Below are 26,889 nucleotides of genomic sequence, written 5' to 3'. Positions count from 1 at the left end.
CGGGAAAGCCCCGCACCACTGGTGCGGGGCTTTCCTGCGTTCCGGGAGTCTTTTTATGGTCGGGGAGCGATGACCTCGGTGCCGGCGCGGACCCGGAGCACGGGCCTGCGGTTGCCGGCCGACTACCGCGACTTCGTCACGCTCTACGGAGGCGGCGATCTGAACGAGTGCCTCGGCATCAGCACGCCGCCAGTGGCAGGTTCCCCATACGGTGGTCTTCTCCCGGTACCTCCCCGGAAGATCTGAAAGAGGGAAGGCTGCTTCCCTTCGTGCGCAGTGCCAGCGGCGACGTGGTCTTCTGGCTCTGCGACACCCGCGATCCGGACGGCTGGGATGTCGTGGTCTTCAAGCGCCAGCATCAATATGGGGAAGCGGCCTGGGTCCGCTTCGCGGCGGGCTTCGGCGACTTCCCCTGCTCGACAACCTCGACGGCACGCTGCCGAACCCCTACGGTCTCCATGGCCTGTTCCAGCGAGGGCGGCCGGGAGGTCGATGGCCTCGCGTATGCAGCGGTAAGCCGTGGCGATTCTCATGCGGAAGCCTGCTGCGAGGCGCGCGTAAGTGTCGCCGTAGCGCAGGTGAGCCATGACGAGCAGGGCCTGCCGGCCGCAGGTCAGGCGACGCCAGCGGGAGCCGATGCGGCGGCGGTGGCCTGCGAGAAGACCGGAGAGGTGGCGCAGGGTGCGGCTGGACAGACCGGTAGCGGATGGGTAGACAAGCACGAGAAAGGTCCTGGCGGACTGGCGATCTTGGTCGTGAACCCGTCTACCAGGAGCTTTCTTCATCTCCGCCGCTGGGGCCGCACGCCCATCCTTCCGTCAGGTCGAAGCCGCTCAGTACGTCAGCCACTCCCTGTCGGGGATCAAGTCCTTGATCCCTTCCCGGCCTCGCATGGCCCACTGAGGCGCAAGGGACACCGGGCGGCAGCGGGCGTGGTCTCCATTCTGCTGGCAGCGCAGGACCAATCCCAGGCTGAGGAGATACGGCTCCCCGCGGGGCCCGAAGCGCAGGCCGTCGACGTACTCGGGCAGCGTCGGATCCTCAAGTGTTGACGCGGTCTGCTCGATCCAGGGTTCGAGTTCCGACGGCAGCCGACCCACCAGAGGGACACCATCGAGGCTGACCTGCGGACCCCGGCAGGCATCGACAGCCACTGCGGCCAAGGTCTGCGTCTCCTGGTCGTAGTAGGTGTCGATACCCACCCCGTCGAAGGGAAACCAGCGCGCGTACTTCTTGGTGTCCCATGCCGTGATCGGCTCGCCCAGAGCGGCTGAGACCTCCTCCTTGCTCTGACTGAACCGTAGGGGCCCCACGGACTTCATCGGAACCCACGCCCACGCAGGACGCTCTCCGTCCCGGAGAAACCTTTCCGCCCACCAGCCCAACCAACCCACCCCAGATCGAAACGTGCCTACAGGAAGCATTCTCGCAACGCGCGCCGCGGGCGGCACCAAGCGCCGGGACGGCGTGAGGACCGAAAGCACGGGCAGCGCCTCGTGTCGCCCTTACCCCGGTGGGTGACACGGCATCACCACGATCGTTCAGGCCGTCCTCGTCCTTCGACACGCCTCAGCATGAGGATGGAAAAGGCTCAGTGGCGCGGGCTGACCTGCCGTGAATTCGCCAGGGAGGCGGGCAGGACGTTCGGGCCCGCGTTCTGTCAGGCGATTGTTCCGCCCGCGTTGTGGATCAGTTGCTGGAGTACCTTCACCGTGGTGATGTAGTCGGTGTCGTCGATGCCTTCGTGGAGGGCGGCGCGGATCGCGGGGCCGTTGCGCGCGAGGTCGATGCGGGCCTGTTCGCCTTCCGGGGTGAGCCACAGGCGGTCTTCGGTGTCCCGGGTCAGCCAGCCACGCTTCAGGAGTGTCGCGGCCTCCGCCGCCAGATCGTCCTCGGGGCGGATGTAGGAGGTCATGGCCTCCCGCAGTGCGGGCAGGGTCATCCCCTCGTCGTCGGGCGAGATGTCGTTCTCCGACAGATTGCGCAGCAGCCAGAACTGGGGCTGGGTGTAGCCCTTCGCGGCCTGCTGGGCTCGGGTGTACGCGATGAGGGCCTCATGGGCGACGCCGGTCCAGTATGCGGCGGGCTGTCCGGCCAGCTCGGCGTCGGAGGTCTGCTGGGTCGCCATGGGGAGTCCTCTCCTGGTGCTTCGGTGCGAAGCCCGCACGCTGTGCGGTTCATGCGGAGAACGTAGGATCTCAAGTTTGGTTGAGGTCAAGTGTGTGATTTTCCGGCACATGTGAGGTGGGGGCGGGCCCAGTCGTCAGGACGGCCGGGAGGGACGTGGGCATCTCGTCGGTGACCCACGCCAACTCCAGAGCCGCAAGCGTGGCTCCGCGGTCGGTCCGTGCGAGCCGCGGTGCCGCATGCTCGCACGGTTCCCGGACTCGCAGGTCGACGCTCACCGGATCGGGTCCCCGGACGGCGGTCGCCTCGGTGCGGGTCGGCTGATTCCGCAGCTGTGCGGCGCTGGTGAACTCCGCCGACAGGATCTGTTCGAGCACCGCGCGCTCGTCGGCGTTCGGCGGGCATGGGTGTGCCCCTGGTGGGGGAGGGGGCTCCGGCCAGCAGGGGCGGTGGGAGTCAGGCGAGGGTGAGGAAGAGCTTTTCCAGTTCTTCTTCGGTCATGGGCGGGGTGTCGGAGCCTTCGGCCAGGCACTGGCGCATGCCGCCGGCCACGATCTTGAAGCCGGCCCGGTCCAGGGCGCGGGAGACGGCGGCGAGCTGGGTGACGACGTCCTTGCAGTCGCGGCCCGACTCGATCATGGTGATGACGGCGGCCAGCTGCCCCTGGGCCCGGCGGAGCCGGTTCAGGACGGGCTTCATCGACTCTTCGTCCACCTGCATGGGGTGTTCCCTTCTGTGCCTTCCCCCTCTTCGATGATACCCCTTGGGGTATGCGGGACAGTGTTACGCGGTGGCGCGGAGGCCCGCGATCACCGTGCTGATGTCGGTGCGGGGGCCGCGGTTGTAGGGCAGCTTGGACAGCAGGACGCCCATGGCGCAGGAGTTGCTGAGCGCCGCGTAGGTCAGGCCGGCGCCGACCGCCGTACCGACGAGGTGCACACCCGGGACCAGGATGCCGACGAGGCCGGTGGTCAGGACGATCGAGCCGGCGACGAGCCGGACCTGGCGCTCCATGTCCCAGCGCTCGGGGCCCCGGTTCACGGGGGCGCCGGCCGTCTCCCAGGCGTTCATGCCGCCCTCCAGGACGCGGAGGTTGGGCAGGCCGGCCTCGGCGAGCGCCTGCTCGGCCTCCTTCGCGCGCTGCCCGGAGCGGCAGACGAGCACGACCTCCTCGTCGAGGTGGGAGAGCAGCTCGGCGCGGTGCTCGCGCAGGGTGTGCAGCGGGACGTTGTACGCGCCGGATATGTGGGCCGTACGGAACTCGGCGGGGGTCCGCACGTCGAGCAGGCGCGGGGCGCGGCCTTCCTCGGTGAGCCCGCGCAGGACGGCGGGGGAGATGGACTGGACGGTGCGCTTCGCGCTCATTTAAAGGGCTCCGGGGAGAAGTGGGGAGGGGGGAGGGGGAGGGTCAGGCGGCGGTGAGGGACCAGGCGGCGTATCCGCCGAGGATGTCGGAGACGTCCCGCACGCCCCGGTGGCGCAGCAGGCTGGCCGCGATGGAGGAGCGGTGGCCGCCGGCGCAGTGCAGGACGAGCGGCCGGTCGGCGGGGAGCTCGGCGGCCCGCGCGGGCAGCTCGCTCAGCGGGATGTGCAGGGCCTCGGGGATGAAGCCGTCGGCCTCGCGCTCGCCGCAGGTGCGGACGTCGACGACGACCGGCGGGTGGTCGCCGGCGAGGGCGGTCCGCAGGTGGGCGGCGGTGAGGCGGCTGGCGGGGGCGACCTCGTCCGCCAGGACCCGCAGGGCGTCCTCGGGGTTGCGGACGTAACCCGTGACGTGGTCGAAGCCGATGCGGGCGAGGCGGGTGACGACCTCCTCCTCGCGGTTCTGCGGGGCCATGACGAGCAGCTCGTCGGACGGGTCGAGGACGGTGCCGGCCTGCTCGGCGAAGCGGCCGTCGGCGGGCAGGTTGACCGCGCCGCGCAGATGGCCGGCGGCGAACTCCTGCGGGTCGCGGGTGTCGACGACGACGGCGCCGCCGGTCCGCAGCGCGGTGAACTCGTCCAGGGACAGCGGCCGGGCGGCCGCGGTCCCGTCGTACAGCGGGCGCTCCTTGCGGTTGAGCTCGGCGTCGTACGCGAAGTAGCCCGGGGCGGTGGACTGGCCGGCGGTGACGAGCGCGACGAAGTCCTCGCGGTCCATCGGGGCGCAGGCGTAGTTGGTGGCGCGCTGCTCGCCGATGGTGGACTGCTTCTCCGTCGAGAGGTTCTTGCCGCAGGCCGATCCCGCGCCGTGCGCGGGGAAGACGCGGACCTCGTCGGGCAGGCCCATCAGCTTGTTCTGCACGCTGTCGTGGAGCATCCCGCCCAGCTCCTCGGCGGTCACGCCGACCGAGGCGAGGAGGTCGGGGCGGCCGACGTCGCCGATGAAGAGGGCGTCGCCGGTCAGGACGCCGTACGCGGCCTCGTCGTCGGCGTGCTCGTACACCAGGACGCTGATCGACTCGGGCGTGTGCCCGGGGGTCTCCATGATCTCCAGCGCGACGTCGCCCAGCGGGATCCGCTCGCCCTCGGCGAGGTGGCGGATCGGGTACTCGGTCTCGGCGCGGGAGCCGTAGCCGATCCAGGCGCCGGTCTCGGCCGCCATCTCCAGGTGCCCCGCGACGAAGTCGGCGTGGAAGTGGGTGTTGATGACGCCGACGACGGTGAAGCCGTGGGCCCGGGCGTCGGCGAGGTACTCCGAGACGTCGCGGCGCGGGTCGACGACCACGGCCTGCTGGGTCTTTTCGTCGGCGATCATGTACGACGCCTGGGAGAGGCAGTCGAGGTAGTACTGGGTGAAGAACACGGCGCATTCCCTCCTGAGGAACCGGCGCCCACCTGGGGTGGGGCGGATGGGGACGGGGTGGGGGTACGGGGCGGTCCTCCGCCCTCATGTACCCCCGGGGGTATTTATGTCTTCGACCGTAAGGGGGCTTCCCCTCGGAAGTCAAATACCCCCCTGGGTATTCTGGGTCACGGTGGCCGGTCAGACCGCGGCGTCGACGAGCATGAAGACCGCCACGCCCAGCAGGACGAACGCGAAGATCCGCTGCAGCCCCTGGCCGGTGATCTTCGCGGCGAGGCGCTTGCCGTCCCAGGCGCCGAGGATCGCGGCGCCGGTGAACGGGGCGATCACCTCCCAGCGCAGGTCACCGCCGGTGCCCGCCCGTGCGGAGAGCGCGGCCAGGGAGTTGACGGTGATCACCAGCAGACTGGTGCCCACGGCCTGGCGCATGCGCAGACCGAGGACGCCGACCAGGGCGGGAACGGCGAGGAAACCGCCGCCCACGCCGAGGAAGCCCGTCACGGCACCGAGTCCGGCGCCCGCGCCGGCCGCCTTGGCCGGACGGATCCGCTCCGGCGGCTCGGCGCGCGAGGGCCGGAGCATCCGTACGGCCGCGAGCGCGGCCACCACCGAGAAGGCGATGGTCAGCGCCGCCGCCGGGAGGTGCCCGGCGGCGGCCCCGGCGAGGAAGGCGGGGACGACGCCCGCGGCGGCGAACAGGGCGCCGGTCCGCCAGGCCACGTTCCCGTCGCGCGCGTGCGCGAAGAGGGCGGTGGCCGAGGTCGCCGTGACGATCAGGAGGGCGGCGGTGGTCGCCGACGCGGGGGAGAAGCCCAGCAGGTAGATCAGGGCCGGAACGGCCAGGACGCTGCCACCGCCGCCGAGGGCGCCGAGGGCGAGGCCGATGACGGCTCCGGCGGCGAGCGCGAGGATCAGCGTGCTCACGCTATCGAGCCGCTGTTCCCGCGCTCGTCGACGACCGGGAATCCGGCGGCGGCCCACGCGTTCATGCCGCCCTTGACGTCGACCGCCGCCGCGCCCCGCTCGGCGAGGAGCTTCGCGGCCTGCTGTGAGCGGTGCCCGCTGCGACAGATCACCACGAGCGGGCGGCCCTGCGCCGCCGGGGGCGGCGCGGCGCCTGCGACCAGCCCGGTCAGCGGGGCGTGCACCGCGCCCGGCGCGTGCCCGGCCCGCCACTCGGGCTTCTCCCGCACGTCCAGCAGGACGGCTTCGGGGTGCTCCCCGGTGGTCCTGGTGCGGGCCTCGTCCACGGACAGGCGCTCTTGGCTCTTACGGAAGAGGAACATCGGCGACTCGCCTTTCTGGTTCTCGCCCGGGGGTGCGGGAGGGGCGGCCGGGTGGCTCCCGGGCCCGTCGGGTTCCGCCGTGCCGGCGGGGGCGCGACCGCGCCGTTCGCGCGGGCGACGGCTGGGCCATTCGCGCGAAAATTACCCCCAGGGGTATGTCATCACCCTAACACTCTTACCCCCGGGGGTATCTTTGCGGAGAGGAGCGGCCCGCCCGCGCACACCGTGTGCCGACGCCGCGGGCCGTACGAGAGACGAGGTGGGAGCACGTGTCCTACGACCGCACCGTGAGACTGAACACGACGTTCGAGGAGGCCGAGCAGGCCGTCCGGCGGAGTCTGGGGGAGCAGGGCTTCGGCGTCCTCACCGAGATCGACGTCCAGGCCACCCTCAAGGCCAAGCTCGGCCACGCCATGGAGCCGTACCTGATCCTGGGTGCCTGCAATCCGCCGCTCGCCAAGCGCGCCCTGGAGGCCGACCCCTCGATCGGGCTGCTGCTGCCCTGCAACGTCGTGGTCCGGACCGAGGGCGACCAGGTCGTCGTCCAGGCCATCGACCCCGGCACCATGGTCTCCCTCACCGGCCTCGCCGCCATGGAACCCGTCGCGCGGGAAGCCACCCGGCGCCTCGACGCGGCCCTCGCCTCGCTGGAGACCGGCTCGGTGTGACGGAGGGGACGCCCGGAACGGAAGCGCGGGCCCGGCCTCTCGGCCGGGCCCGCGCGGGGTCGCTCGAAGGGGATCGGGAGGCGTCACGCCTCGTAGGGGTCCTCCAGCACGGGGACGCACGGCGACAGGGACGCCTCCACGTCCTCGAAGAGCGCGCCGCGCACCATCCGGAGGACCCGGACCTCGTTCTCGTGACCGGGGTCCTCGTCGTCCCGTACGTGCAGGAGGCCGTACGAGCCCGGCGCCCACCGGCCGATCTCGCCGAAGAAGTCCAGGACCTCCGGGTCGCGGTGGTTCCGCAACCCGCCGAAGTGCACGAACGCCTCGCCGTTCATCCACCGGAGGTCGAGCAGGTGCTGACTGTCGATCTCCCTGATCCGGCTCTCGATGGCCGCCACGATCCCCTTGAGCCGGAAGCTCCCGGGATCGTCGTCATCGGCGCCGGCGCTCTCCTGGACACTGATCCAGCCGTGATATTCGAACACGCGAGCAGCCTACTGGCGGGCCCGGCCGCCACCGGGCACGCCCGCACGGGGGCGCGGACCGGAGCGCGCACCGCGCGTGCGACGCTCGGCGGGGAACCACCACGACGGCACACGGCGAGGACGACGATGAGGACACTGACCTTCAGCGACGGCGAGGGCACCGAGCGGACCTGGCACCCCGACGGCACCCGCTCCGCCTTCGACGCGTTCGCGGACTTCATGGAGGCGCACCTCGACGACGACAGCACCTCGGTCCGCGTCGAGGACGCGGAGACCGGGGACGCGCTCGTGTTCCTCTTCGAGGAGGAGGCCGTCGCCCGGGTCCGCGGGGCGGGCGACGGGCGGAGCGCGTACCGCGTCGTCGACGGCGGCGGCGCCTACCGCACCCTGGTCGTCAATTTCGCCCGCGGCGGGTTCGCCTCCCTCGACCGCTTCGGGCCCTGGCTGCCGGACCTCGCCGACCTCGCGCGGGCACGGCTCCGGAACGCCTTCGAGACGTCCCCGCTGCGCCGCACCCACCCGCGCGAACTGCGCCGCAGGCTGGAGCTCCTGACCCGCGCCGGGGGACGCGCGCCGACGACCGACGGCGAGGTCACCCGCTTCGGCTTCGGGGACGGCGCGGGAGGCACCGTCGACGCCTGGTGGACCACCGGCGGGCGCGCCCTGCTGGTGACGTACGACCCCGACGGCGCCCTCGGCTCCCCGGACGGCGCGCACGCGGCACTGTACGACGGCGTGCCGGAGGATCTCCTCGCCCTGGCGCGGAACACGCCCGCCGCGGAGACCGCGGGCGGCGCCCTGCCGGCCGCCACCGGCGTCTTCCACCTCTCGGGCCCCTGCGCCATGGCGACCGGCCTGGTGGACCGGCTGCGCGAGACCGGGGCGGAGATCGGGGACACCGGGACCGGCCGGCTGCTCGACCCCTTCCTCACCGGGGCCGGCCTCACCCCCGAGACGGTCGCGCGGGCGGCGCCGGGGTGGCGCGCCGAGGACGTCGCGGCGGCCTTCGCGGAGACCGCCGCCGTCCCCGCGCCCGCCCCCGCCGACCGGGAGACGCTGGACCGCTTCTGCCGGATCTGGGCCGACTCCGGCTACAACGACCGCTGGGACGTGCACTACGTCTTCTTCGACGGCCACGCCCTGGAACGGACGGGCGGGAGCCGGGACGAACTCCTCCGGCTGATCGGCACGCTGGGGCTCGAACGCGTCGACGCGCCGCCGGGGGCCGCCACCGGCGAGGTGTGGGTCCGCACGGACCCCCGGATCGACGCCGAACTCGGCCGCTGGGCGTGACGCGTCACCCGTGACGCCTCACCCGGAGACAGAGGCAGAGACGGGGCCGGGGGCGGAGGACCGGGGTGTCCGGTCCTGCCGGGCCACGGCCTCGGCCACCTCTTCGACGGCGCCCCGGATCATGTCCCCGTAGGGCGCGCGGGGCAGGGCGTGCAGGTGTTCGCGCGCCGCGTCGATGTGCTCCGCCGCGGCCTCGAAGGAGCCCAGCCGGCGGTAGCAGTCGGCCAGGTTGAGGTGCAGGGAGGGATGGAAACCCGCGACGCTGAGATCGGCGTGGTGCTCCTGGGCGCGCCGCTCGGTCAACGCGGCGGCGGCGTCCAGGGCGCGGATGTCCCAGGCGAGGGCCTGGGCCGGGTCCTCGTACAGGTCCGCCAGGTGGTGGGCCAGCGAGCAGCGGTGCAGCGCGTCGCCGGTGACGCCGATCGACGCCCACAGCTCCAGGAGCCGTCGCCGGGCGGCGGCGGTGTCGCCGCCGTGGCCCTCGACGACGGCCGCGGCGATGGCCTCCATGACGGGATCGGGGGTGGCCGGGGTGGTCGGGGTCTCGGGCGTGGTCGTCACAGGTGCTCCTCGGGGTCGTGGTCGGGGTCGTGGCTGGAGTGGTCGGAGTGGTCGTCGGGATCTTCGGGGTCCGGGGGGAGTCCGGGGGCGACGGGCATCGCCAGGGTGGTGAGGTCGCCGCGATCGGCGGAGCGGACCGTCGCGGGCCCGGTCCCGCCCCGCAGGTCCAGCATCACGTCGGGGCCGATCACGGTGCTCACGGCGGGATGGAGCGTGGTCAGCCCGAACCGGACCGTCACCTCCGGACCCTCCGTGACGGCCGGCAGCTCCGCGCCCTCCGGTCCGTCCGGCAGCGCCCGGACGGTCACGGCGCCGCCCGTCACCCGCAGCGCGACGTACGCGCCCGGCTGTTCCTCCAGGGCCCGCAGCAGGGCGTGCTTCGCGAGCGTCGCACGGGTGGTCGCCGGTTCCAGCGACGCGAGCAGCAGCCGGTGGTCGGGGAACGGCTCCGACAGCAGCCGGCAGTGCCGGTCCGCCCGCCCCGGCATCCGGAGCCGGAGCCCGTGGGGCACCGCTTCGAGCCGGACCAGCGGACTGCGCCGTACCTCGGAGACCGCCGCCCGCAGGTCGTCGCCGTCCACCGTGCCCGCCCACGCCCGCTCCGCCGGCCGCACCGGCACCAGGGTCCGGTGGGCCAGCCGGTACCGGTCCGTCGCGGTCAGGGCGACCGACGCGCCGTCCGCCTCGATCCGCAGCCCCGCCAGGACCGGCAGCCCCGGCTCGTGCGCGGTCGCGGTCAGGACCTGCTCGACCGCGTCCGCCAGCACCGGCCCCTTCAGCACCGCGACCGGCCGACCGGACGCGCCGCCGCCGAGCGCGGACTTGATGACGGCGGCCTTCCGCAGCGCCTCGGCCGCGTCCCCGAGGATCCCGGCGACGTGCTCGTCGACCAGCCGGGACGCCTCCTCGGGCCCGGCGTCCAGGATCGTCAGGGCGGTGGTGAGCGGCACGTCGATCTCGCGGAGCCGGCGCAGCGCGGTCGCCCGCGCCACCTGCTCGGCGGCGTAGTAGCGGTACCCGGTGACCGGGTCGACCTCGGCGGGGGGCAGCAGCCCGGAGTCGGCGTAGAAGCGCAGCGCGCTGGGGGTCAGCCCGCTGCGCCGGGCGAAGACCCCGATCGGCATCAGTTCGGAAGGCGGCACCCGGTCATCATCGGGTTTCGACCAGCTCGAAGGTCAACACCGGCCCGCGCGCCCCGGCGACGGACGCCCTCGCGGCGCTCCTCGGTGGTGCGGCGGGCGGAGGGCATCGGGTCCGGCGCGCTCCTGACGGGCCGCCGTCCCGAGGCGGCGCGGGCCCTGGAAGGGCTCCTCGCGGACGCGTGACGACGAGGGACGGGCTCCTTCCGGCCTGCTACGCGGCCCGCCCGGTCTCCTCCGTGGTGGGCAGCCAGGCGCGGTAGCGGCGCAGCGCCCGCTGCTGTCGCAGTCCCTCGCAGACCAGGGCGCGCGCCGGGTGGGTGCCCGGCCGGGGGCTGCCGCCCCGGGCGAGCCGGCGGAGCTGGTGGCGGACCTGCGCCATGCCGGCGGCCGAGGCGAGGGTCTTGTCGGACCAGGTCACCGGCCGCAGCGGGCGGTCGGCCTCGCCGCCCCGCTGCCAGCGCAGCGGCAGGTCGGGGGTGACCGCGAGCGCGGTGCCCATGCCGACCACCGCCACCCCGCCGCGCAGCGCCTCCTCGGCGGTGGCGCGCCGGGTGATGCCGCCGGTGAGCATCAGCGGCAGGGGGCTGGTCGCGACCAGTTCCTCCGCCAGGTCGAGGAAGTACGCCTCCCGGGCCCGGGTGCGCGCGTCGGCGGGCCGCCCGGCCATCGCCGGGCTCTCGTAATTGCCGCCCGACAGTTCGACCAGGTCGACGCCGAGCGGGGCGAGCATCCCGATCACCCGCCGCGCGTCCTCGGCGTCGAAGCCGCCGCGCTGGAAGTCGGCGGAGTTGAGCTTCACCGAGACCGCGAAGGACGGGGAGACGACGGCGCGCACGGCGCGGACGGTGTCCAGGAGCATCCGGGCCCGGTTCTCCAGCGGCCCGCCCCACCGGTCGGTGCGCCGGTTGGACAGCGGGGAGAGGAACTGCGACAGCAGGTAGCCGTGCGCCGCGTGGATCTGCACGCCGTCGAAGCCGGCCTCCTCCGCGCGGGCGGCGGTGACCGCGAACCGGGCGACGGTGGCCTCGATCCGCTCGGCGGTCATGGGCGTCGGCCGCCCGAAGCGGCCGCTGTGCCGGCCGAGGTCCACCGGGACGTCGGACGGGCCCCACACGACGCCGGGCATGTCGGAGCCGACCTGGCGGCCGGGGTGGTTGAGCTGCATCCAGACCGCGCCGCCGCCGGACTTCGCGGCCCGCGCCCACGCGGCGAACGGCTCCAGCGGGGCGCGCGCGTCGAGGACGACGCCGGCGGGGCCGGTCAGCGCCTCGGCGTGCACCATCACGTTGCCGGTGATCAGCAGGCCGGTGCCACCGGCCGCCCAGCGGCGGTACAGCGTGAGGAACCGCTCGTCGGGCAGCTGGCCGTCGCCGGCCATGTTCTCCTCCATGGCCGCCTTGGCGATCCGGTTGGGCAGCACTCCGCCCGAGCGCAGGGGCAGGGGTGAGAACAGTTCGCTGGTCATCCGGGGTCTCCTCGTCCACCGACTATGTGTGCACCGCTCACATTAGGGGGCTGATGTGAGCGGTGCAAACTTCGCGGAGGGTGGGCCCGGTCACACGGTGGCGCCCCCGTCGACCGCCAGACAGGAACCGGTGATCCCCGACCCCTCGGGCGAGGCGAGGAGCAGCACCGCGGCGGCCACCTCCTCCGGACGGGTGAGCCGGCCGGTCGCGGTCCGGCCGGTGAAGTGCCCGATCAGCCCGGCGTAGTCGGTGCCCAGGACGCGCGCCGCCCGGGGCCCCTGCTCGACCACCCAGTCCGTCTCGACGGCGCCGGGGCAGACGCAGTTCGCCGTGACGCCGTACGGGCCGACCTCCTTCGCCAGGACCCGGGTGAGGCCGATCAGGGCGTGCTTGGCGGCGGCGTAGGCGCACAGCCCGGGGTCGGGGTCCCGCCCCTCCATGGAGGAGACGCTGACGATCCGGCCGGAGCGCTGCGGGACGAGGTGGGCCAGGGCGCGCCGGGTGGTGTAGAGCGCGCTGTCGAGGTTGAGGGCGAGGGTGCGGTGCCAGGTGTCGTCGGAGATCTCGGCGACGGTGGCGAAGTCGGTGGCGCCGCCGACGTTGTTGACGACGACGTCGAGGTGGCCGTAGCGGTCCACGACGGTGTCGACGGCCCGCTCGGCGTCCGCGCGGCGGGTGGCGTCCGCCGCGCAGAAGGAGACGCCGTCGCCCCCGCCGAGGCGCTCCAGGGCCTGCCGCCCGCGCTCCTCGTCGCGGCCGGTGACGACGATCCGGGCGCCGTGCCGGTGCAGGGTGTCGGCGATGGCCAGGCCGATGCCGCGGGTGCCGCCGGTGATGAGCGCGGTGGTGCCGGTGAGGTCCATGGGGTCTCCCGTTCCGGGGTGGGGTGCGGATGGCGGAGCGCGAGCGTGACGGTGTGCGGGAGGCCGGGCAGGCGGAGCGGTACGAGCCGCCAGCCGCGCGGGGCGCGGTCCGCGCCGAGGCGGACCACGGCCGGGTGGGGACCGAGGGCGATCTCGACGTCGACCAGGGCGCGCGGCAGCGGCCAGCCGAGGACCTTGGCGACGGCCTCCTTCGCCGTCCACACGGTCAGGAACGCCTCCGTCCCGGCCGCCTCGGACCGGGCGGCCGCGGCCGCCACGGCGGACCGCTCGGCCGGGCCGAGGGCGTGCCGCACCAGGTCGGGATGGGGCGGGGCGGCCAGGTGCTCGACGTCGATCCCGAGACCGGTGCCCGCGCGGGGACGTACGGGCCCGGCCAGGGCGGCGACCGTGAGGGGCCCGCAGTGGGCCGCGGCGAGCCGCAGCGGGGGCAGCCCCTGCCCGGCCGCCGGTACGGGACGGCCCGCGGGGCCGGGGACGAGGCGGACCGTGCCGGGGTCCCGCCCGAAGCGCGCCGCGACGGCGTGCCGCAGCAGCTCCCGGCCGCACCCCCGCCCGGCCGTTCCGGCCCCGGCCCGCCACCAGACGTCCACCGGGCCGAGCGCGGAGGCGAGCCGCCGCAGCCGGGGCTCAGGCCCGGCCGGAGGCGTCATCGGATGCGGATGCGGATGCGGATGCGGATGCGGATTCGGATGCGGGAGAGGGAGAGGGGGCGGGGGCGGCGGGGACGTGGGCGAGGACGGTGGCGCGCATCCCGCTGATCCGGGCGACGACCCGGCCGTCCCCGGTGGTCGCGGTGCTGGTCGCGGTGGTGGGCGAGTGGCGCAGGAGGAGGCCGTCGGGATGGGCGGCGGCGAGGTCGTGGTCGTCGCCGGGCAGGTAGAGGGCGAGGCGCTCGATCCGGCGCGGGACGGGCACGGGGTGGCGGCCGTCCGGGTCCGGCCGCAGCGCCGGGGTGCGGGCGAGGGCGTCGAGCAGGGTGCAGGGCGTGCCGAGGCGCGGCAGCCCGGCGAGCCGCCTGGGATCGGGGCGCCAGCGGGCGGTGGTCCCCAGGCCGTCGCTCCGGCACTCCTCGGTGACGCGGAAGACGCCGTCGAGCAGGACCGGGGAGGCCGGATCGTGGTAGGGGTCGGCGACCGGCCGGTGGAACGCGGCGGGCGGCGGCGGGGGATCGGGTACGAGGGGGACGGCGCCGAGCCGGACGGTGGCCCGGAAGTGCTCGCGGTCCCGGACCAGGACCCGGCCGTCGGGGGCGGTGGTGTCGGACCGGACCGTGACGGTGACGGCGGTGGCGGTCCTGGTGTCCGTACGGCGCGCCTCGACGCGGAACCGGGCGGGCCCGCCGTCGGCGCGGGCCCGGACCCAGGCACTGAAGGCGAGGTCGTCGACGCCGCGCACCGGCAGGCCGGGGGCGAGCGTGCGCGCGGCCTGGACGGCGACGTCGGCGAGCAGGACGCCGGGCACGGTGGGCCGGCCGTCGACCAGGTGGTCGAGGAGGAAGGGATGGGTGCCGGTCGCGAGGTCGAGGTGCCAGGCCGCGCGGTCGTCCCGCCGCTCGGCCGGCGGCCCGAGCAGCCCCGGGAGCACGGCCGGGCCGTGCGCGGCCCCGTTCCTCCGGGCCCCGGCCCCGGAGGCGTACAGGCCGGGGAAGAGGAGGTCGAAGGAGCGGCGCTCGGCCTCGCCGACGAAGGTGACGACCCGGTCCTCGCGGCCCGGCCCGCGGCGCAGTTCGGCCAGGAAGTGGGCGACGCCCTCCGCCGTGGACATCCGGGAGAGCCGGGCGGTGCGGGCGGTGTAGGACTGGACGACCGGGCCGGAGCCGAGGCCGGTCTCGTCCCAGATCGTCCAGGCGAGGGTGTACTCGCCCGGGGGCCCGGCGTGGGCGGCGCCGGACAGGAAGTCGTTGGCCGGGGAGTAGTCGCTCTCGCCGGGCAGCCCGACGACCCCGGTGACGGAGCCGAAGTTGCACCACAGGCGCGGGGCGAGGGCCCCGGTGAAGGCGGCGCGCAGGTGGTGGTACCCGTACAGCTTCACGTCGCGGACGCGCCGCATGCCGGACAGGGTCTTGCGGGTGATGTCGCCGGGATGGTGCAGTCCCGCGCCGTTCACCAGCAGGTCGACGCGGCCCTCCCGCTCCCGGACCGCGTCGGCCAGGGCCCGGACGGCCTTCGGGTCGGTGACGTCGCAGGTGTGGAAGCGGACGCGGTCCTCGCCGCACAGGGCGCGCAGGGCCCGGAGGTTCAGGGCGGACTCGCGGGCGTGCAGCAGCCGGTCGAAGTCCGCGGAGATCGCGCGCACCGGCCGGTCCGGACGCCGTACGCGCTCCGCCGCGATGTGCCGGGCGCGGGCGGCGGGCAGCTCCTCCTCCGGGGTGTCGAGCAGGGCGGCGGGGACGTCGCCGGGGCGGCCGGAGCCCACCAGGTGGACGCGGAGCGGGAGCAGCCGGGCCAGTCCCCGCACGCAGGCGGCGGTGATGCCGCGCGCCCCGCCGGTGGCGACGACCACGGCGTCCGGCGCGAGCGGGAGGGCGCCGTCGTCCGGCGGCGCGTCCGGGACGAGCCGCTGGACGAGCCGCACGCCGTCGCGGTGGTGGACGACGGGCAGGCCGTCGGCGGGGCGGGCGAGTTCGTCCTCCAGGGCGGCCAGCGCGGCGCCGGGCGAGGCGGCGTCGGTGACGACGGCCCGCACGGCGCAGCCGGTCAGCTCCCAGGCGAGGGACTTGACGAAGCCGGTGAGCAGGTGGGCGTGCGGGGCCGGCCGGCCGCCGGTGAACGGCGCGAGCACGGCCACCGCGCAGCTGCCGCCCGCCGCCAGCCGGTCGCGCGACTGCCGTACGGCCCAGAACGCGGCCTCCTGCACGGCCAGGAACCCGGCTTCGGGCGGAGCCGGCCAGGCGGGACCGGACCGCGGGTCGGCCACCACCCGCAGGTGGTCGAAGCCGTCCGGGGCCCCGGCCAGGACCGCGTCGACCGCGCGCTCCGGGTCCTCCGTGCCGTCCAGGGCGAGCAGGTGCCCTCCGGTCCCGGCCGGCACGAGGGGACGCAGCCCGGCCGCGTGCCGGGCGTGCGTGACGACCAGCGTGCGGTCCGGCAGCGGGCGCGCCCCGGGGCCGGTCGGCCCGGCGGGCCGCCAGTCCAGGGTGTGACGGTGGGTCAGTGCGGGGGCGGGGGAGATCGTGGCGGATGCGGATGCGGATGCGGATTCCGGGTCGGGGGAGTCGGAGGACGGGGACGGGGGCGGGCCGGTGAGGCGGCGCAGGACCGTGACCAGGTCGTCGGCGCCCCGGTAGCTGTGGCCCGCGTGCGGCCGGGGCTCGGCGGGCAGCGCGTCGAGGAGCGGGGCGAGTTCGCCCAGGACCGGCCAGCCCCGGGCGGCCGCGACGGACGCCCGGGTGAGCAGCAGCGCGAAGGCCCCCTCGGCGAGCCGGTCCCGCTCCTCCGTCCCGTACAAGCGGTCGAACAGCGGGCCGGAGGCGCCGTTGACGCCGATGACCAGGGCCAGCCGGAGCCCGCCCCGCCGCAGGTGGGACGCGGCGGTCCGCAGCGCGGTCCGGCCGGAGGAGGGGCCGGTGTCCAGGACCATGGTGGGGCCGTGCAGGTCGTGCAGGGCGGCGATCCGGGCCGGGATCACGTTGGGCATCAGCCCGGCCAGCGTGTCCTCCCCGGGTGGCGTGCCGGCCCTCACCGAGGCCACGAGGTCCGCCGCGGCCCGCTCCAGGTCCCCGGCGTCCAGGCCAGGGGGCGCCGCTCCGCGCGCGGTCTCGGTCAGCGAGGTGGCGTAGCAGCGCAGGGTGACGGCGGGGGAGAGGGCCGGGACGCCCGTGTGGGCGGCGAAGATCCCGCACTCCTCCCGCAGCCCCTCCCAGTAGGGGGAGCCGTTCGGCCCGGCGAGCCCGGCCGCGGCCTGGAGGGCCGTCAGCTGGGCGCGGTCCACGGCGGCGGCGGTCCGGGCGGGCATCCGGGCCTCGGCGAAGGACGGCGCCGGGTAGTCGGCTCCGAAGGAGCGCCGGTCGGCGGGCGGCAGCCCCGAGGCCAGGCGGCGGGCCACCTCCGCCGGGGCGGGCGCGCCGGGCAGGTGCGCCGACCAGGCCACCGCCACCACCGGGTCGCCGTCGACGGGTTCGGGCAGTGAGGCGGGGGCGGCCTCCCCGGGGCGCGGGGCGTCCCGCAGCAGCAGGTGGGCGTTGGTGCCGCCGAAGCCGAAGGACGACACGCCGACCGTGCGCGGCCGTCCGGCGGGACGCGGCCAGGGCACCGGACCGGTCGGCACCCGGGGCGCCGGGCCGTCGGCGGGCGGGGCGTACGGGGTCTGCGGCGGGATCACGCTGTGCGCGAGGGCCTGGAGGGCGTGGATGACGGAGACCACGCCCGAGGCCCAGCCGGTGTGCCCCACCACCGACTTGTTCGAGGTGCACCAGGCGCCGGGGAGCAGCCGGGCCAGCACGCCGCGCTCCACCGCGTCCCCGGCGGGGGTCCCGGTGGCGTGCGCGACCACCCAGTCGACCTGCCCGGGGGCGATTTTGGCGGCGGTCCCGGCCCGCTCCAGGGCCCGTTCCTGGCCGGTGTGGTGGGTGGCGTGCACGGCGCGGCCCCGGCCGTCGGAGGCCGCGCCGAACCCGGCGAGCACCCCGAGCACCCGGTCGCCGTCGGCGCGGGCCCGGTCCAGCCGCTTGAGGGCCACGAACCCCGCCCCGTCGGAGAACAGCACCCCGTCGGCGCCGCCGTCCAGGGCCCGCACGGCGCCGGTGCGGCTCAGCCCGCCGAGCCGGGAGAACAGCACGCTGTAGCGGGGCCCCAGGGAGAACACCCCGCCGCACAGGGCCACGTCGCACTCGCCGTCCAGCAGGGCGCGGGCCCCCAGGTCGAGGGCGTAGAGCGAGGAGGAGCAGGCGGTGTCGACGACCCGCACCGGCGTGTCCGGGGGCAGCAGCCGGGCGACGGCCCGGCGGACGGCGGCCTCCGGCAGGTGCCGCACCGGGTCCCCGGCGTGCGGGTAGCGCCCGCGCAGATGGTCCCGCAGCCGTTCGCGCAGCCCCTCGGCGGGGGTGCCGGGCCAGTGCGCGGCGAGCCCGTCGGCGGCGGCCTCGACGAACAGGCTCTCCTCGACGTGCTGGGAGCCCTCGGCCCACGCCCCGACGAAGCAGGCGGTACGGGTCCCCGGGGCGGCGCCCAGCTCCCGGGCGCCGCACTGGCCGAGGGCGGTGTGCGTCCAGTCCGCCAGGAAGTCCCCGTCCGGGGCCGGCCCCGGCGGCCGGGCGTAACCGGCGACGCGGCTGTAGGTGTGCTCGGGCGAGGCTCCGGGGGACCAGAAGTGCGCGAGGTCGAAGCGGTCCCCGGGCTCCCCGAACAGGGGCGCCCCCTCGACCAGCCGCCGCCAGAGCATGTCGGGGTCGTCCACGCCGGGCGCCACCAGCCCCATGCCGACCACGGCCACGGTCCGGTCCCCGTCGGAGGAGGAGGAGGAGGAGGAGGAGGAGGAGGAGGCCGGAGCCGACGGCGCGGCCGCCGGTACGGGTACGGGGGCGGGCGCGGGTACGGCCGCCGGGCGGGGGGTGAGCATGGCGCGGCCCACCGAGAGCCCGCCGTCCGCGAGCAGGCACTGCCCGGAGATCCAGCGGGAGCGCGGCGAGGCCAGGAACGCCACCAGCCGGGCCAGGTCCTCCTCGGTGCCCACCTCGCCCAGCGGCGAGGCCGCCCGGTAGGTGTCCCGCAGGGCGTCCGCGCCGGGGAACAGCCGCGCGGTGGCGTTGTCGAGGAGCCCGGCGGAGGCGGTGTTGACGCGGATGCCCGACGGCCCCAGGTCGGCGGCCAGATAGCGGGTCATCGCCTCCAGGGCGGCCTTGCAGACGCCCACCAGCAGGTAGTTGTCCATGGCCAGGCCCGCGCCGATGGAGGAGACGTTGACGATCGACCCGCCGCCTCGGGCGGCCATCAGGGGCGCCGCCGCCAGGGCGCACCAGCGGGCCCCGTGGAGGTTGGTGTCCAGGGCGCGCCGCCACTCGGTGTCGGTGAGGTCGTGGTACGGGGCGAAGACGCCGCGCGCCGCGTTGTTCACGAGGACGTCCACCCCGCCGTGCTCCTCGGCGAGTTCCGCGAACATCGCGGTGACCTGCTCGGGCTTGGCGACGCTGGCCCGCAGCGTCCGGGCGGTGCCTCCGGCGGCGCGGATCGCGGCGACGGTCGCCTCGGCGGCCTCGGGCGAGTGGAAGTGGTTGACGATCACGTGGGCGCCGTGCCGGGCGAGTTCGCGGCTGATCGCCGCGCCCACGCCCTTGCCGCCGCCGGTCACCACCGCGACCTTCCCCCGCAGGTCGGGCGCGGCCGGGGGTGCCCCGCTCATGAGGCCGCCCCCGTCGTCCGGGCGCCGTCGGCGGGCAGCGCCGCCAGCAGGCCGGCCAGCGCGTCGAGGGTGGTGTGGCCGGTCAGCCGCGACCCGTCGGCGGGCAGGGTCCGCCCGTAGTGGGTGACGGCGCGGGCGAACAGCTCCGTCTGCTTGATGGAGTCCACCCCGAGGTCGGCCTCCAGGTCGGCGTCACCGGTCAGGACCTCGGGGGGATACCCGAGGGCGTCGGCGTACAGGGCCCGCAGCGTCTCCACGACGGTCCGCCGGTCGGTGAGGGGATCCCCGCCGGGCCCCGGCGGGTCGCTCTGGTACGTGTCCCTGGGGGCGGGTGACGGGCCGCGCCCGTACGTGTTCCGGGGCTCGTACGCGTTCCATGGCTCGGGTTCGGGCTCGGGCGCCGACGGTGCGGGAAGGGCCGCGGGGCCACCGGCAAGCGTCCCGGCCCCCGCCCTTTCCGCCGCGTCCGCCAGCGCGTCCGCCACCTCCCGTCCGTCCGCGCGGCGGCGCAGCGGGGCGACGGTGCGGACGCCGGGCACCGTCGCCGCCACCAGGTCGCTCAGCGTGCCGCGCGGGCCGCACTCCACGAACAGGTCCGCGCCGTCCGCGTGCAGGGCGCGTACCGCGTCCGCGAACCGGGTGGGACGCACCAGGTGGGCGGCGACCAGTTCGGCCACCGCGTCCCCGTCGTCCAGGCGCCGCCCCAGGATCGCCGAGTGCAGCGGGTGCCGGGCGGGCCGGGCGCGCAGTGCGGCGGCGCGGCGGGCGAAGTCGTCGGCGACGGCGGCCAGGCTCCGGTGGTGGAAGGCGTGGGGGACGCGGAGCGGGGTGGCGCCGACGCCCAGCGCCTCGGCCGCCGCCCGGACCCGCTCCAGGGGACCGGCGGGACCGGAGACCACGCACTGGCGCGGGCCGTTGTCCGCGGCGAGGACGACCTCCCAGGCGCCCAGGGCGAGGAGCAGCCCCTCGGTCCGGGCCGCCGACAGGGACAGCGCCACCATGCCGCCGGGCTCCGGCGGGCACGCGGCGAACGCCTCGTCGCGGGCGGCGACCAGGGCCATGCCGTCGGCGGGGTCGTACACCCCGGCGGCGGTGAGGGCCACCAGCTCGCCGAAGCTGTGCCCGAGCAGGACGGCGGGCCGCAGCCCGTGCCGTTCGGTCAGGACGCGGAACAGGGCGGTCCCGGCGGCGAACAGCGCCGCGTGCAGGTCGGCCGGGGCGGTCTCCACCAGCTCGGCTAGGGCCGGGGCCCGGTCGTCGAGCAGGAGGCGCGAGGGGGCGGTCCGGCCCAGGCGGACCGCTGCGGCGTCCAGCGTCCGCAGCGTCTCGTGGACCAGTGGTTCGTCGTCGGCCAGCGGGGCGAGGGCACCGGGGAAATAGGCCCCCTGCCCGGGGAACATGACAACGCAGGCGGTCACGTCGACTCCTCCATGAAACACGGGGGAACAGCCAGGAACCGGGAAGGGAGCGCTCCCTTCATCCGTAAATAATCTCGTCGTCCGATATTCGAAGTCATCACCCACACCGGGGACGGATGGCGCGTCAGTTTGAATCGAGCGGACCGGACTTCTCCGTGCCGCGCCCCTCGGCCCCGGTGACCGGCGCCGGCCGGGAACGGCCGGGGCGTGGTGTACGGCGCGGGGGCCCGTGGTTCATGATGGGCCGGTCATGCCGTGGACGCGTCCTCACCGCTTCGCGCGTCACCCCGGCGGGGCGCCGGAGGGCGACGCGCCGGGCCGCGTCGTCCGCGCGGTGCTGTTCAGCGGTGTGAGCACCGGACTCGCGGTCACCGGCCACCACCTGGCCTCCGGCCGTTCCGTGCCCTGGGGCGCGGCGCTGCCCGGCGCCGCCGTTCTCCTCCTCGCCGCACCGGCCCGCCCGCGCGGACCCGTCTCGCTGCCGGGCACGGCCGCCGCGACCGTCGCCGCGCAGCTCCTGCTGCACTTCTGGTTCGGCCGCGCCGACGGCCCTCAGGCCCCCGCAGGACACGCGGCGCACACCGCGCTCCCGCCCCCCGGCGCCCTCGCGGCGCACGGCGGTGACGTGCTCGGCCGGGCCGGGGACCACGGCGTGGCGCTGAGCGCGGCGCACGGTGCGGCGGCGCTGCTGGCGGCCTGGCTGATGCAGCGTGCCGACACCGCCGTGCGCGGCGCGGCCACGGCGGCGGGCCGCCGCTTCGCCGACGCCCTCGGCCACCTCCTTGTACGGCTCCTCACCCCCGGGCACACCCCCGCGCCCCCGCCGGCGGCGCGCCGGAACCGGCCGGGGGCGGAGCGGCGGCCCGGACCCCGCGCGGTGGCACTGGCCCACGTGCTGGTGCGCCGGGGACCGCCGGCCGGACGGAACACCACCGTCCGACCGGAGGCGTGCACCGGCACGCCCGCCCTTCCCACCCCCACGGAGTCCACCGTGTCCCGCACCGCCCGTTCCCGTTCCCGAGCCCGTCTTTCCGTCCGGGCCGCGTGCGTCGCCGCCGCGACGGCCGCCGCCTCGCTCGCGATGACCACCTCCGCCCTCGCCCACGTCGAGGTCGAGGCGGCGAACGCCCGCGCGCTCGACCAGAACGTCGAACTCTCCTTCAGCGCCGAGACCGAGTCCTCCTCGGCCGGCATCACCGCCCTGGAGGTCGTCCTCCCCGAGGGCCTGAAGCCCGCCGACATCGCCTACAAGAGCGGCCCGGCGGGCTGGAAGCTCACCCCCACCGACCGGGGCTACACCGTCTCCGGCCCGGCCGTCGCGGTCGGCGAGGACGCCGCGTACAAGGTCGTCGTCCGTCAGCTCCCCGACGCGAAGTCGCTGGCCTTCAAGACGCTCCAGACCTACGGCGACGGCCGCGTCGACCGCTGGATCGAGCTGGAGAAGTCCGACGGCGGCGGCCACGGCAACGCCGCGCCGGTCCTGAAGCTCGCCGCCGCCGCGCCGGGCGCCGCCTCCCTCGCACCCGCCACCACCCCGCCGACCACCCGGGCCCCCGCCCCGTCGGCCACGGCCACCGCCACGGCCGAGGCCGACGGGAAGGCGGCGGCGGACGAGAAGGCGGCGGAGACGGACTCCGGGCCCGGCACGGTCGCCGTCGTCGTCGGCGTCGTCCTGCTGGTCCTGGTGCTTGCCGGGGCCTGGCTGTGGACCAGGCGCCGGGGCGGCGCGGACGCCTGACCGCGCCCGCGGAGCCGGGACGCGTGGACCACCGGCCCGGCGACCGGTGCGCCACCGGCACCTGCCGGAGACGGCCGCCGCCTGTGCCGACGGCCGGACGGCCAAGGCGCGGTGCCCGGGTCCTGGATCGGACCCGGGCACCGCGCCCCGGCGGCCGGAGGGTCAGCCGGTGGTGGCGGGCGGCACCGTCGGCAGGTAGCGCGGCGCGCGCCACGCGTCGAGCTTCCGCTCCACCGCCCCGCCCAGAGACAGCAGCGCCGCGTCCTGGCGGTCGCCCGCCATCAGCAGCAGGCCGACGGGCAGCTCGCCGACGAAGCCGGCGGGCACGGACAGCGAGGGGTATCCGGCGACGGCGGCCGGGGTGGAGGACGGGATCACGTCGTTGTCGCCCCGCGCGCAGTCGGTCGTCCAGGCGGGCGGGTTCGACGGGGAGGCGATCGCGTCCAGGTCGTGGGCGGCCATGGTCTCGTCGATGGACCGGCGGGACAGGTCCTTCAGCTCGGCCCGCACCGCCAGGTAGCCGGGATCGGTGGTCGGCGGCGCGGCCAGCGCCATCTCGAACAGCTCCTGGCCGGCGAAGCAGGACCGCTCGGCCGGGTGGCTGCGGTTGAACTCGATCAGCCCGGCCAGGTCGCGGGGCCCGTTCCGGGTGGCCAGGTAGGCGTCGATGTCCCGGTGGAACTCGCTCAGCAGGGCCGGGAACTCCAGCTCGGCGAGCCGGTCCTGGTAGGGCGGCGTCACCTCGACGACCTGCGCCCCGGCGGCCCGCAGCCGCGCCGCGGTCCGGGTCATCAGCTCGTCCACCCCGGCACCCAGGGTCGGCAGCCGCCACAGGCCGATCCGCTTGCCGCGCAGGCTGCCGGGGCGCAGACCCGCGTCCGCGAGGCCGGCGGAGGTGCGGGAGTCGGAGCCGCCGATCACCGACAGGGTGAGCGCGGTGTCCACGACGTTGCGCGCCATCGGGCCCGCCGTGTCCTGCTCGGCGGAGATCGGGACGACGCCGGACTGGCTGACGAGGCCCAGGCTGGGCTTGTGGCCCACGACCCCGTTCATCCCGGCCGGACAGACGATGGAGCCGTCGGTCTCGGTGCCGATGGTCACCTGCGCCAGCGAGGCGGCGAGCGCGGCGGCCGAACCGGACGACGAGCCGCACGGGTTGCGGTCCAGGACGTACGGGTTGAGGGTCTGCCCGCCCACCGCCGACCAGCCCGAGGTGGGCTTGACCGCGCGGAAGTTGGCCCACTCGGACATGTTCGCCTTGCCGAGCACCACCGCGCCCGCCGCGCGCAGCCGCCGGACGAGTTCGGCGTCCTTCGAGGGTGCTTTTCCGGCCAGTGCCAGTGAGCCGGCCGTCGTCGGCATGTCGCGGGTGTCGACGTTGTCCTTCAGGAGGACGGGGATGCCGTCGAGCGGGCCGAGGGACTTCCCGAGCCGGTGGCGGATGTCGCTGGCGACCGCTTGGGCCAGCGCCGTCGGGCTGGTCCGCAGCACGGCGTTGATCTTCGGGTCGACGGTCCTGATCCGCTGGAGGTAGGCCAGGGTCAGTTCCGACGAGGTCAGGGAGCCGCGCTTCATGCGCGCCTGCAGCTCGGGGATGGTCACCGTGTCCAGATCGACCCCGCGCACGAACCCCGGGGCGGCGGGGGCCGAGGGGTGGCCGGCCCCCGCCTCGGCCGCCGCCGCGGGCTGTCCGGGCGCTCCCGCCGCCAGCAGGGGCGCCGCCACCAGGGCCGCGGACAGGGCCGCGATGCTTCTCTTCTTCATGGGCCCCAGCCCACTGGAGAGGCCCGCCGGGCACAAGGGACTTCTGCGCCGTGCCGCGTCCGCTATCCGGAACCGCGCGACCGGTCCTGTACTGGCACTTTCGCGTCGTCCCCCCCCGTCCTCCCCGCCCGTGTCCCGGGCGTCCGGTCCGGGCCTCCGGTCCGGGGGCGCGGTGCCGGGGGAACTGTGACGGCCTTGTGACCGGGGAAGTGACCTGCGTCACGGACGGCGGTACGGGACCTTGATCGACTCGCCTCCATGCGTCCCCACCCCGCCCTCCTGCCCGTCCTCGCCTCCGGCCTGCTCCTCCTCACCGGCTGCGGCACCCTCACCTCCGCCGGGGAGCCCGTCGTCCCGACCCCCTCCGCCGCCGGGGAGGAGAAGGACGGCATCCGCGTCACCGGTACCGGGGGGTGCGCGCGGCCCTGCGCCACCTACACCGTCACCGGACCGGCCGACGGCCCCGTCGTCACCACCGTCTTCTTCGAGTTCCGCGCGGCCGACGGGGGAGTGATGGACAGCGTGAAGGAGACCGTCCCGGCCGTCGCGCCCGGCGCCACCGTGAGCCGTACCGTCACCGCGGCCATGGTCCCGCCGGACTCCGTCGTCGGCGGGCGCGTCGCCATCGGGACCGTGCGGACCGTCCCCGCCGCCGAGGCGTCCGCCTCCTCCGGGCCCTGCCCGCCCTCCGGCGTGCGGGTGTACGCGGACAAGGGCGACTCGGCCATGGGCCTGCGGGTCGTCGGCCTCCACCTGGAGAACTGCGGTACCGCCCCGCTGTCCCTCGACGGCTACCCCGAGGTCCAGCCCCTCGACGAGGAGCACCGGGCCCTGCCCGCCGTCCGGATCCTCAAGGGCGGCGAGGCCATCGCGAGCGGCACCGGCGCGGAGGGCCCGGCGCGGCCCTTCACCCTCCGCCCCGGCGCCCGCGCCCGCGCGGGCCTCGTCTGGCGCAACACCACCGAGGCGGGCGAACCCGTCAACGCCCCCTACGCCCGCGTCCGCTGGCGGTCCGGCGCCGCCCCCGTCATGGTCGTCCCGGAGCTCGACCTCGGCACCACCGGCCGCCTCGGCGTCGGCCCCTGGAAGCCCGCCGAGGGCCGGGCACCCGCCTCCTGACTTCCGGTCCGTCAGCCGTTGGACCAGGTACGGGTGGACAGCACCAGCAGGTAGCCGTCCGGGTCCCGCAGGGTCACGCCCCAGGTGTCCCAGTACGGGTTGTGCGCGGGCACCCGCTTCCCGCCGTGCTCCTCCAGCCGCGCCACCAGGGCGTCGGGCACCGGCTCGCCGAGGTAGACGACCAGGAGGTCCTCGGGGGTCGGCCGGGGCTCCACCGGCGCGGCGGGGTCGTGCACGAGCTCCAGGTGCCAGCTCGCGCCCGGCAGGCCGACCATGAGGAGCGCGCTGTGCCCCAGGGCCGCGTCCGCCTCGTGCCGGTACAGGACGTCGAGGCCGAGCCCGAGGGCCCAGAACCGCTCCGCCGCGCGGAGGTCGAGGGAGGGCCGGGCCACGCGAACGGGGGCCGAGGCGTCGAGCGGCACGGGGTACCTCCTGGAGAGCGGCGTGCGGGACGGCGCGAGCCTAACCCGCTCGCCCCGCCCCCGGCCCGTCCGCTGTCTTGCCCGGCCCCGGACCGGCCCGCTCACTCGTAGCGCAGGCGCAGCGACTCCCGCTCGGCCTCCTCGACCTGGGCGAGGGTCAGGCCCGGCAGGTCCAGCTGTGCGAGCGTCACCTCGGCGCTGGTCGGCTGGGCGTCGGCGGGCAGCCACCGCTCCGGCCGCCAGGCGTCGGACCGCATCAGCGACTTCGGGCAGTGCGGGTAGACCTGCTCGACCTCCACGACCAGCGCCGTCACCGGCGGCCGGCCGACGGCGGTGAGCCCGGCGAGCAGGTCGGGGTCGGCCGAGACGCAGGCGCGGCCGTTGACGCGCAGCGTGGTCGGCCGGCCGGGGACGAGGAACAGCAGGCCGGCGTGGCCGGTCTCCAGGACGTTGTGCAGAGTGTCGAGCCGCTTGTTGCCGGTCGCGTCGGGGACGGCCAGGGTCCGCTCGTCCAGCACCGAGACGAAGCCGGCCGGGCCGCCGCGCGGCGTCACGTCGGCCCGCCCCCCGGCGTCGGCGCTGCCGATGAACACCAGCGAGGAGCAGCCGATCAGCGCCCGCGCCTCCTCGGTCAGGTGCCCGGTCTCCTTGCGGAGCGAGTGGGGGTTCGGCGGCGGGTAGAGCGCGCGCAACTGGTCGGGTCCGGTGAGGGCGTTCGCCCGGAGGGACGCGAACAGCGCTCCCGCCGTGCCGGTTTCGGTCGTCATGCCGACAACCCTAGGCCCTGCTCGGAAAGTCCCGCCGTACGCCCGGAGGGCCGCTGACCCCAGGGCCTGCCCGGAAGCTCCCGCCGTACGCCCGGAGGGCGCTGAGGGCCGGGACGCGGCCGGGGCGGCGCGGGAGCGGGGCTGCGACACGCTTCAGTCCGGGCCCGGTCGGAGGCCCGCGGCCCGCCCGCCGCCGGGGCGCCGCTCAGCCCTCCGCCCCCACCGGCTCCGCGACGCGCGCCCGGGTGCGCCCCCAGGCCGCCAGCGGCCCGAGCGCCTCGTTGAGCCGCCGGCCGTCCTCGGTCAGCGCGTACTCGACGCGGGGCGGCACCTCGTCGTAGGAGAAGCGGCGCACGACGCCGTCCGCCTCCAGCTCCCGCAGGTGGGAGGCGAGCACCTTCTCGGTGACCCCCGGAAGCAGCCGCCGCAGCTCGCCGAAGCGGCGCCGGGGATGCTCGTGGAGCGCCCAGAGGATCAGCACCTTCCACTTCCCGCCGATGACCTCCATCGCGGTGTCGATCCCGCAGACGTGGCCGTCCGGGCCGCCCGGTCGGTTCACGGTCGCCATGTCCCACCCTCCTGACCTGCTCGCTCACCTCAGGGTAACCACCCACTCCCAAGTGCGTAC

23 protein-coding genes and 2 pseudogenes are annotated in these 26,889 nt (G+C 75.7%); 5 read left to right on the top strand and 20 right to left on the bottom strand.

The window, feature by feature from the left end; all coding sequences use genetic code 11:
* Window positions 1-246, top strand: a 246-nt coding sequence (locus IE219_RS32035) for an SMI1/KNR4 family protein (protein ID WP_229850150.1), incomplete at its 5' end; no start/stop codon positions are given.
* A gap of 218 nt (window positions 247-464) precedes the next feature.
* Here IE219_RS32035 and IE219_RS29110 read toward each other — a convergent pair.
* The 8 genes and pseudogenes from IE219_RS29110 to IE219_RS29075 form a co-directional block, all read right to left on the bottom strand.
* A pseudogene (locus tag IE219_RS29110) lies at window positions 465-722 on the bottom strand (transposase family protein); the annotation flags it as partial.
* A gap of 111 nt (window positions 723-833) precedes the next feature.
* Window positions 834-1,322: a hypothetical protein gene (locus tag IE219_RS29105; protein ID WP_229850148.1), complete on the bottom strand. Its 489-nt coding sequence runs from the start codon at window positions 1,320-1,322 to the stop codon at window positions 834-836.
* A gap of 338 nt (window positions 1,323-1,660) precedes the next feature.
* A complete protein-coding gene (locus IE219_RS29100) occupies window positions 1,661-2,128 on the bottom strand; it encodes a winged helix DNA-binding protein (protein ID WP_189982894.1) in 468 nt (155 codons plus the stop codon).
* Window positions 2,129-2,583: 455 nt separating this feature from the next.
* Complete coding sequence (locus IE219_RS29095) at window positions 2,584-2,847, bottom strand: metal-sensitive transcriptional regulator (protein ID WP_189982892.1); 264 nt, start codon at window positions 2,845-2,847, stop codon at window positions 2,584-2,586.
* Between the two features lie 63 nt (window positions 2,848-2,910).
* Window positions 2,911-3,492: a rhodanese-like domain-containing protein gene (locus IE219_RS29090; RefSeq protein ID WP_189982890.1), complete on the bottom strand. Its 582-nt coding sequence runs from the start codon at window positions 3,490-3,492 to the stop codon at window positions 2,911-2,913.
* Window positions 3,493-3,535: 43 nt separating this feature from the next.
* A complete protein-coding gene (locus IE219_RS29085) occupies window positions 3,536-4,912 on the bottom strand; it encodes an MBL fold metallo-hydrolase (RefSeq protein WP_189982888.1) in 1,377 nt (458 codons plus the stop codon).
* Between the two features lie 180 nt (window positions 4,913-5,092).
* The gene (locus tag IE219_RS29080) at window positions 5,093-5,836 is read right to left on the bottom strand and encodes a sulfite exporter TauE/SafE family protein (RefSeq protein WP_189982886.1); all 744 of its coding nucleotides are present in this window, start codon (window positions 5,834-5,836) and stop codon (window positions 5,093-5,095) included.
* Complete coding sequence (locus IE219_RS29075; protein WP_189982884.1) at window positions 5,833-6,198, bottom strand: rhodanese-like domain-containing protein; 366 nt, start codon at window positions 6,196-6,198, stop codon at window positions 5,833-5,835. Before IE219_RS29075 ends, IE219_RS29080 begins: the two co-directional genes overlap by 4 nt.
* A 269-nt stretch (window positions 6,199-6,467) precedes the next feature.
* Here IE219_RS29075 and IE219_RS29070 point away from each other — a divergent pair, with 269 nt between their 5' ends.
* Window positions 6,468-6,866, top strand: coding sequence for a DUF302 domain-containing protein (locus IE219_RS29070; protein WP_189982882.1), 399 nt, complete (start codon window positions 6,468-6,470; stop codon window positions 6,864-6,866).
* An 83-nt stretch (window positions 6,867-6,949) separates the two neighbouring features.
* On the opposite strand, the gene IE219_RS29065 is transcribed toward IE219_RS29070, so the two are convergent.
* Window positions 6,950-7,351: an Imm7 family immunity protein gene (locus tag IE219_RS29065; RefSeq protein ID WP_189982880.1), complete on the bottom strand. Its 402-nt coding sequence runs from the start codon at window positions 7,349-7,351 to the stop codon at window positions 6,950-6,952.
* On the opposite strand from IE219_RS29065, the gene IE219_RS29060 reads away from it, so the two are divergent.
* Complete coding sequence (locus tag IE219_RS29060; protein WP_268256868.1) at window positions 7,337-8,644, top strand: DUF6357 family protein; 1,308 nt, start codon at window positions 7,337-7,339, stop codon at window positions 8,642-8,644. The two genes, IE219_RS29065 and IE219_RS29060, sit on opposite strands and share 15 nt — an antisense overlap.
* Window positions 8,645-8,662: 18 nt before the next feature.
* Here IE219_RS29060 and IE219_RS29055 read toward each other — a convergent pair whose 3' ends face one another.
* The 7 genes and pseudogenes from IE219_RS29055 to IE219_RS29025 all read right to left on the bottom strand — a co-directional run bounded on the left by IE219_RS29055 (window position 8,663) and on the right by IE219_RS29025 (window position 20,451).
* Complete coding sequence (locus IE219_RS29055) at window positions 8,663-9,154, bottom strand: hypothetical protein (protein WP_189982910.1); 492 nt, start codon at window positions 9,152-9,154, stop codon at window positions 8,663-8,665.
* A gap of 47 nt (window positions 9,155-9,201) precedes the next feature.
* On the bottom strand, window positions 9,202-10,347 hold the full coding sequence (locus tag IE219_RS29050) for a DNA polymerase III subunit beta family protein (RefSeq protein WP_189982876.1): 1,146 nt from the start codon (window positions 10,345-10,347) through the stop codon (window positions 9,202-9,204).
* A 211-nt stretch (window positions 10,348-10,558) separates the two neighbouring features.
* Window positions 10,559-11,812, bottom strand: coding sequence for an NADH:flavin oxidoreductase/NADH oxidase family protein (locus IE219_RS29045; protein WP_189982874.1), 1,254 nt, complete (start codon window positions 11,810-11,812; stop codon window positions 10,559-10,561).
* 90 nt (window positions 11,813-11,902) lie between these two features.
* The gene (locus IE219_RS29040) at window positions 11,903-12,676 is read right to left on the bottom strand and encodes an SDR family NAD(P)-dependent oxidoreductase (protein ID WP_189982872.1); all 774 of its coding nucleotides are present in this window, start codon (window positions 12,674-12,676) and stop codon (window positions 11,903-11,905) included.
* A gap of 146 nt (window positions 12,677-12,822) precedes the next feature.
* A pseudogene (locus tag IE219_RS32605) lies at window positions 12,823-13,347 on the bottom strand (4'-phosphopantetheinyl transferase family protein); the annotation flags it as partial.
* A complete protein-coding gene (locus tag IE219_RS29030) occupies window positions 13,325-19,033 on the bottom strand; it encodes an SDR family oxidoreductase (protein ID WP_189982870.1) in 5,709 nt (1,902 codons plus the stop codon). The pseudogene IE219_RS32605 and the gene IE219_RS29030, both read right to left, overlap by 23 nt.
* Complete coding sequence (locus IE219_RS29025; RefSeq protein WP_229850146.1) at window positions 19,030-20,451, bottom strand: acyltransferase domain-containing protein; 1,422 nt, start codon at window positions 20,449-20,451, stop codon at window positions 19,030-19,032. Before IE219_RS29025 ends, IE219_RS29030 begins: the two co-directional genes overlap by 4 nt.
* Before the next feature lie 250 nt (window positions 20,452-20,701).
* On the opposite strand from IE219_RS29025, the gene IE219_RS32500 reads away from it, so the two are divergent.
* A complete protein-coding gene (locus tag IE219_RS32500) occupies window positions 20,702-22,189 on the top strand; it encodes a DUF1775 domain-containing protein (RefSeq protein ID WP_308434052.1) in 1,488 nt (495 codons plus the stop codon).
* Between the two features lie 162 nt (window positions 22,190-22,351).
* On the opposite strand, the gene IE219_RS29015 is transcribed toward IE219_RS32500, so the two are convergent.
* Complete coding sequence (locus tag IE219_RS29015) at window positions 22,352-23,953, bottom strand: amidase family protein (RefSeq protein WP_189982868.1); 1,602 nt, start codon at window positions 23,951-23,953, stop codon at window positions 22,352-22,354.
* 258 nt (window positions 23,954-24,211) lie between these two features.
* Between IE219_RS29015 and IE219_RS29010 the strand changes: the two genes are divergently transcribed.
* On the top strand, window positions 24,212-25,072 hold the full coding sequence (locus tag IE219_RS29010; protein ID WP_189982866.1) for a DUF4232 domain-containing protein: 861 nt from the start codon (window positions 24,212-24,214) through the stop codon (window positions 25,070-25,072).
* Window positions 25,073-25,083: 11 nt separating this feature from the next.
* Here IE219_RS29010 and IE219_RS29005 read toward each other — a convergent pair whose 3' ends face one another.
* From IE219_RS29005 to IE219_RS28995, 3 genes are all read right to left on the bottom strand, one after another.
* Window positions 25,084-25,494: a VOC family protein gene (locus IE219_RS29005; RefSeq protein ID WP_189982864.1), complete on the bottom strand. Its 411-nt coding sequence runs from the start codon at window positions 25,492-25,494 to the stop codon at window positions 25,084-25,086.
* Window positions 25,495-25,595: 101 nt separating this feature from the next.
* A complete protein-coding gene (locus IE219_RS29000) occupies window positions 25,596-26,261 on the bottom strand; it encodes an MSMEG_1061 family FMN-dependent PPOX-type flavoprotein (RefSeq protein WP_189982862.1) in 666 nt (221 codons plus the stop codon).
* A gap of 205 nt (window positions 26,262-26,466) precedes the next feature.
* Complete coding sequence (locus IE219_RS28995) at window positions 26,467-26,829, bottom strand: winged helix-turn-helix transcriptional regulator (protein ID WP_189982860.1); 363 nt, start codon at window positions 26,827-26,829, stop codon at window positions 26,467-26,469.
* Between the last annotated feature and the right edge of the window lie 60 nt (window positions 26,830-26,889).

The sequence above is a fragment of the Streptomyces termitum genome (assembly GCF_014650175.1).
GTDB lineage: Bacteria > Actinomycetota > Actinomycetes > Streptomycetales > Streptomycetaceae > Streptomyces > Streptomyces termitum.
Note: the sequence above shows the minus strand (reverse complement) of the source record. Positions and strands in the feature narration are given on the sequence as shown.

What these genes read in the sequence shown, in the direction of transcription:
- IE219_RS32500 (WP_308434052.1), top strand. Translation starts at nt 20,702, where the DNA reads ATGCCGTGGACGCGTCCTCACCGCTTCGCGCGTCACCCCGGCGGGGCG.
- IE219_RS29055 (WP_189982910.1), bottom strand. Translation starts at nt 9,154, where the DNA reads ATGGAGGCCATCGCCGCGGCCGTCGTCGAGGGCCACGGCGGCGACACC.
- IE219_RS29045 (WP_189982874.1), bottom strand. Translation starts at nt 11,812, where the DNA reads ATGACCAGCGAACTGTTCTCACCCCTGCCCCTGCGCTCGGGCGGAGTG.
- IE219_RS29030 (WP_189982870.1), bottom strand. Translation starts at nt 19,033, where the DNA reads ATGAGCGGGGCACCCCCGGCCGCGCCCGACCTGCGGGGGAAGGTCGCG.
- IE219_RS29010 (WP_189982866.1), top strand. Translation starts at nt 24,212, where the DNA reads ATGCGTCCCCACCCCGCCCTCCTGCCCGTCCTCGCCTCCGGCCTGCTC.
- IE219_RS28995 (WP_189982860.1), bottom strand. Translation starts at nt 26,829, where the DNA reads ATGGCGACCGTGAACCGACCGGGCGGCCCGGACGGCCACGTCTGCGGG.
- IE219_RS29040 (WP_189982872.1), bottom strand. Translation starts at nt 12,676, where the DNA reads ATGGACCTCACCGGCACCACCGCGCTCATCACCGGCGGCACCCGCGGC.
- IE219_RS29095 (WP_189982892.1), bottom strand. Translation starts at nt 2,847, where the DNA reads ATGCAGGTGGACGAAGAGTCGATGAAGCCCGTCCTGAACCGGCTCCGC.
- IE219_RS29000 (WP_189982862.1), bottom strand. Translation starts at nt 26,261, where the DNA reads ATGACGACCGAAACCGGCACGGCGGGAGCGCTGTTCGCGTCCCTCCGG.
- IE219_RS29075 (WP_189982884.1), bottom strand. Translation starts at nt 6,198, where the DNA reads ATGTTCCTCTTCCGTAAGAGCCAAGAGCGCCTGTCCGTGGACGAGGCC.
- IE219_RS29015 (WP_189982868.1), bottom strand. Translation starts at nt 23,953, where the DNA reads ATGAAGAAGAGAAGCATCGCGGCCCTGTCCGCGGCCCTGGTGGCGGCG.
- IE219_RS29090 (WP_189982890.1), bottom strand. Translation starts at nt 3,492, where the DNA reads ATGAGCGCGAAGCGCACCGTCCAGTCCATCTCCCCCGCCGTCCTGCGC.
- IE219_RS29100 (WP_189982894.1), bottom strand. Translation starts at nt 2,128, where the DNA reads ATGGCGACCCAGCAGACCTCCGACGCCGAGCTGGCCGGACAGCCCGCC.
- IE219_RS29105 (WP_229850148.1), bottom strand. Translation starts at nt 1,322, where the DNA reads ATGAAGTCCGTGGGGCCCCTACGGTTCAGTCAGAGCAAGGAGGAGGTC.